4 protein-coding genes and 1 riboswitch are annotated in these 4,336 nt (G+C 70.5%); of the genes, 2 read left to right on the forward strand and 2 right to left on the reverse strand.

Annotated features, from left to right (window positions below; translation table 11 throughout):
- The first annotated feature begins 149 nt into the window (after nucleotides 1–149).
- Nucleotides 150–339: riboswitch (cyclic di-AMP (ydaO/yuaA leader) on the forward strand.
- A 137-nt stretch (nucleotides 340–476) separates the two neighbouring features.
- Nucleotides 477–1,127 carry an NlpC/P60 family protein gene (locus tag ACFRCR_RS17265; RefSeq protein WP_336707811.1) on the forward strand — a complete coding sequence of 217 codons (651 nt, stop codon included), beginning with the start codon at nucleotides 477–479 and terminating at the stop codon, nucleotides 1,125–1,127.
- A 186-nt stretch (nucleotides 1,128–1,313) separates the two neighbouring features.
- Complete coding sequence (locus ACFRCR_RS17270) at nucleotides 1,314–2,255, forward strand: universal stress protein (protein WP_377679243.1); 942 nt, start codon at nucleotides 1,314–1,316, stop codon at nucleotides 2,253–2,255.
- 74 nt (nucleotides 2,256–2,329) lie between these two features.
- On the opposite strand, the gene ACFRCR_RS17275 is transcribed toward ACFRCR_RS17270, so the two are convergent.
- Together ACFRCR_RS17275 and ACFRCR_RS17280 are read right to left on the reverse strand one after the other, a co-directional pair.
- Nucleotides 2,330–3,172: an ABC transporter permease gene (locus ACFRCR_RS17275; protein ID WP_377679245.1), complete on the reverse strand. Its 843-nt coding sequence runs from the start codon at nucleotides 3,170–3,172 to the stop codon at nucleotides 2,330–2,332.
- Entirely contained in the window at nucleotides 3,172–4,161 is a 990-nt protein-coding gene (locus tag ACFRCR_RS17280) for an ATP-binding cassette domain-containing protein (protein ID WP_377679247.1), read from the reverse strand. Before ACFRCR_RS17280 ends, ACFRCR_RS17275 begins: the two co-directional genes overlap by 1 nt.
- Between the last annotated feature and the right edge of the window lie 175 nt (nucleotides 4,162–4,336).

The following is a 4,336-nucleotide window of genomic DNA, read 5'->3' on the forward strand; positions in this document are numbered from 1 at the left end:
CTCCGGCAGGCACGGGGGCGGCGCTGTGCCCGGGGTGGTTCGTCCCGGTCCGGCAGGGTCTGCGGGCCCGTCGTGATGGGAACGTGACATTCTCCGAGCGGTCCTGTACGGTCGGTTCTGCTTCACGGAAGACTCATTCGTCGAAGCCCTCGCGCGGAACGCCTAACCCTGTCACCGCGAGAGGAACACCACGACCCGCTGACAGGGACGGGGGACCCAAATTCGGGTACCGGCAACGGTGCCCTTGGGGTGAAGCCAGAAGGACCTCGGTCCGGACGGCCGGGTGATTCTCCCACCCGAACCCGACAGCTGACCTCGCAGGCGTCCAGGAGAGGTAACTAGTGAACGCAGTGACGAACGGCGCACGCCATCGTGCAGCACGACGCCCGCTTTCCACCCTTGCTTCGGCGGCGACGGCTTCCTCCGTCGGCCGCCGCACCGCTGTCGTCGCTGCCTCGTCGGGACTCATCGTCTCGATGCTGGGCGGGACGGCTGCCAACGCAGCACCGGTCGAGCAGGACTCGACCAAGCTCAACACCGTCGACCTGAACGCGCTCACGGCTCAGGCCCGCGCCGCGCTCGAGTCCGCGCCGGCCGTCACGGTCGCCGCTGAGGCCGGCTTCGCGATCGAGAGCGCGGCCGTCGCCGTGACCCCCGCACCGGAGCCCGTCGTCGAGCGAGTTGTCGAGACGCGCGCCACGCAGACCCCGTCGCGCTCCAACCAGCGCACCTCGACCGCGGCGACCACCGCGACCACCGAGAAGGCCGCGCCCGTCCAGGTTCCGGCCTCGGCCGCCGGCTCGGCGATCGTCTCGATCGCCACCCGCTACGTGGGCGTTCCGTACGTCTACGGCGGCACCTCGCCGGACGGCTTCGACTGCTCCGGCTTCACCCAGTACGTCTTCGCCCAGGCGGGCATCAGCCTGCCGCGCACCTCGAGCGCTCAGGGCGGCGTCGGCACCAAGGTGTCGGCCGCCGACGCTCAGCCGGGCGACCTCATCTGGACCCCCGGTCACATCTCGATCTACGCCGGCGACGGCATGCAGATCGACGCACCGCGCCCCGGCAAGACCATCCAGGTCCGCCAGATCTGGCAGTCGAACCCGACGTTCATCCGCGTCGCCTGAGACCACCCGGAACAGCGGAAGGCCTTCCGCGAACCGGCCGAGAACCCCGTCCTTCTGCTTCGTGCAGAGGGGCGGGGTTCTCTGCGTCGGACCCGTCCCCGGTGTGCGCGCGCCGGTGTGACTTTGCCAGTTCTTTCGATAGGTTTGTCTCAGGATGGACGTTTGCCCTCGAAAGGAGACGGAACCATGACCCGTGCGGAGATCGTGCTCGTCGGCGTCGACGGATCGACCCCCAGCCTGCACGCGCTGGACTGGGCGGCCGCGTACGCCCGCCAGGTCGGTTGGCCCCTGCACATCGTGTGCTCGTACTCCCTCCCTTCCTTCACCGCGGCCTCGCTCGACGGCGGCTACGCGGCCCTGGACGACACCGCGATCCAGGAAGGAGCCAAGGCGGTCCTCGCCGAGGCCACCCAGCGCGCCGAGGCGGCAGGTGTCAGGACCACCGCAGCGATCGCCACCGGGGACGCCGCGGGAGTGCTCGTCGAGCTCTCGAAGGACTACGGCCTGGTCGTGGTCGGCACGCGAGGGCGTGGCGGCTTCACCGAACGTCTCCTGGGCACGGTGTCGTCGGCGCTGCCCGCCCACTCGAGGTGCCCCACGGTCGTCGTACCGCTCAAGAGCGGACCGGACGACGCCGAGCTCCCTGCGGTGAACCCCCTCAAGCGGATCGTGGTCGGTGTCGACGGGTCGCCGTCGGCCGACATCGCGTTGCGCCACGCGATCAGGCAGGCCCGGGCGTGGGGGGCCGAGCTCGTCGCCGTGGCGGGGGTCCCCGTGGGCGCAGGTGCAGGGCTCCTCGCATGGCTGCCCGCCTCCATCGACCACCAGCAGGTGCTCGACGACATCACCGAGGGGCTCAACGTCATCGTGGACCGTCACGAGGCCGAGAACCCCGACGTGACGATCAAGCGCATCGTCCTGGACGGCACCGGTGCCGAGCTGCTCACGGAGTTCTCCACCGCGTCGGACCTCGTCGTCGTCGGGTCGCGGGGGCGCGGCGGCTTCACGGGCCTGCTCCTCGGGTCGACGAGCCAGGCCGTGCTGCACCACTCGGCGTGCCCCGTGATGGTCGTGACCAAGCGCTGCGAGGACGACAAGGCACCCGCGGCGGACGACCAGGCCGGCTGACGGCCGTCCCGCAACGCGTCAGAGCGGGCGTGACCCCCAGGTCACGCCCGCTCCGACAGGTCGGAGCCGCAGGCTCAGTTGCGCGTCCGGTACAGGTGCATCGTGATCGGCGCGAAGATCGCCGTGAGCACGACCGAGGCCAGCAGGACCCACCCGATCTGGTCGAACGTCGCCGTGCCGGCCATGAGGGCGCGCACCGCGGTGGCCAGGTGGCTCACCGGGTTGATCTCGGCCCAGGCCTTGAGCGCCGAGGGCATCGTGTCGGGGTTCACGAAGATGTTCGACGCGAAGGTCAACGGCATGAGGACCAGCATCGAGACGCCCATCACGGCGTTGGGCGTGCGCATGACGAGCCCGAGGATCGTGAAGATCCAGCTGATCGCGAAGGCGAAGACCAGCAGCAGCGCCACGGCCAGCAGGACGCCGACCACTCCGCCGTCGGGCCGGAAGCCGATCGCCAACCCCAGCCCGACCGTGATCGCCGACGCGATCGTGTAGCGGACCGTGTCGCCCAGGAGCGCCCCCACGATCGGGGCAGGACGCCAGATGGGCAGCGAGCGGAACCGGTCGAACACGCCCTTGGTGATGTCGGTGTTGAGCGTGAAGCCTGTGTACACCGTGATGATCAGGACCGTCTGCACCAGGATGCCGGGCAGCAGGTACTGCAGGTACGTCTCCGGGTCCCCGGCGATCGCGCCGCCGAACAGGTACGTGAACATGAGCGTGAAGATGATCGGCGTCAGGGTGACGTCGAAGAGCTGCTCCGGCACGTGCTTGATCTTGAGCAGCGCCCGCCACGCGAACGTCAGGGTGTTCGCGAGCGGCGAGGGCCGTGTCGGGTGCTGGTCGATCGCGATCGCCGCACGGAGGACCTGCGCCTCCGGGGTCGTGATCACCTCTGTCTGGGTCGCGGCCATCAGGCCACCTCCTCGTGGTCGGTCTGCTCGTCCTCGTCGACCGGCTGGCCCGTGAGTGCCAGGAACACCTCGTCGAGGCTCGGCTGCCCCAGCGTGAACTCGGGCACCGCGATCCCGGCCTCGGCGAGCGCGGGCAGGAGCTGTGCTGCGAGGTCCGCGCCGTCGTCGGGCACGCGTGCGGAGAACGCGTACGGGTCCTGCGCGAGCACGACCTCCGCACCGAGCACCCGCTCGACGATCTCCGCGGCCCGGCCGCGGTCACCCGACGAGGCGAGCCGCAGGGACACCGAGCCCTCGCCGACCGAGCGCTTGAGCTCGGTCGCGGTGCCCTCGGCGATGACCTTGCCGTGGTCGATCACCGCGATGCGGTCCGCGAGCTGGTCGGCCTCCTCGAGGTACTGGGTCGTGAGCAGGACGGTCGCACCGTCGGCCACGAGGACGCGGACGATGTCCCACACCTGGTTGCGGCTGCGGGGGTCGAGGCCGGTCGTGGGCTCGTCGAGGAACAGCACGCGCGGGCTCATGACGAGGCTCGCGGCGAGGTCGATGCGGCGGCGCATGCCGCCCGAGTACGTCTTGACGGGCCGGTTCGCGGCCTCCGCGATCCCGAAGGCCTCCATGAGGTCCAGGGCGCGGCGCTTCGCCGCGAGCGTCGAGAAGCCGTACAGGCGCGCGATGACGATGAGGTTCTCGGCGCCGGTGAGGTCCTCGTCGACCGACGCGTACTGGCCCGTGAGACCCACGAGCGAGCGGACGGCGTCGGGCTGGGTGAGGACGTCGTGGCCCAGGACGTGGGCGGTCCCGGCGTCGGGACGCAGGAGCGTCGTGAGCATGCGGACGGCGGTGGTCTTGCCGGCGCCGTTGGGCCCGAGGACGCCGTAGACGGTGCCTGTCGGGACGGCGAGGTCGATCCCGTCGACGGCGCGGGTCTCCTTGAAGTGCTTGACGAGGCCGCGGGCCTCGATCGCCAGGTCTGGTGCGCTGGTCATGCGTGCTCCCTGTGTCGTGGGTGGTGCACGGGTCTGTCCAGTGTTCGACCGTCCGGGGCGTGGGAACTCATCGGTGCGATGGTCGGCCGGGATGCCGAACGGGACCGGTGTGCCCGGGACCGCCGGCGCGCGATCCCTCCATCATGCGACGACGGGCGGCCACGGACCAGGGGTC

The organism is Oerskovia sp. NPDC056781 (assembly GCF_042789955.1).
GTDB classification, from domain to species: Bacteria; Actinomycetota; Actinomycetes; order Actinomycetales; family Cellulomonadaceae; genus Oerskovia; species Oerskovia rustica.

Bases quoted from the DNA above. Each gene is read 5' to 3' on its own strand.
- ACFRCR_RS17270 (WP_377679243.1), top strand. From the start codon at position 1,314: ATGACCCGTGCGGAGATCGTGCTCGTCGGCGTCGACGGATCGACCCCC.
- ACFRCR_RS17280 (WP_377679247.1), bottom strand. From the start codon at position 4,161: ATGACCAGCGCACCAGACCTGGCGATCGAGGCCCGCGGCCTCGTCAAG.
- ACFRCR_RS17275 (WP_377679245.1), bottom strand. From the start codon at position 3,172: ATGGCCGCGACCCAGACAGAGGTGATCACGACCCCGGAGGCGCAGGTC.
- ACFRCR_RS17265 (WP_336707811.1), top strand. From the start codon at position 477: ATGCTGGGCGGGACGGCTGCCAACGCAGCACCGGTCGAGCAGGACTCG.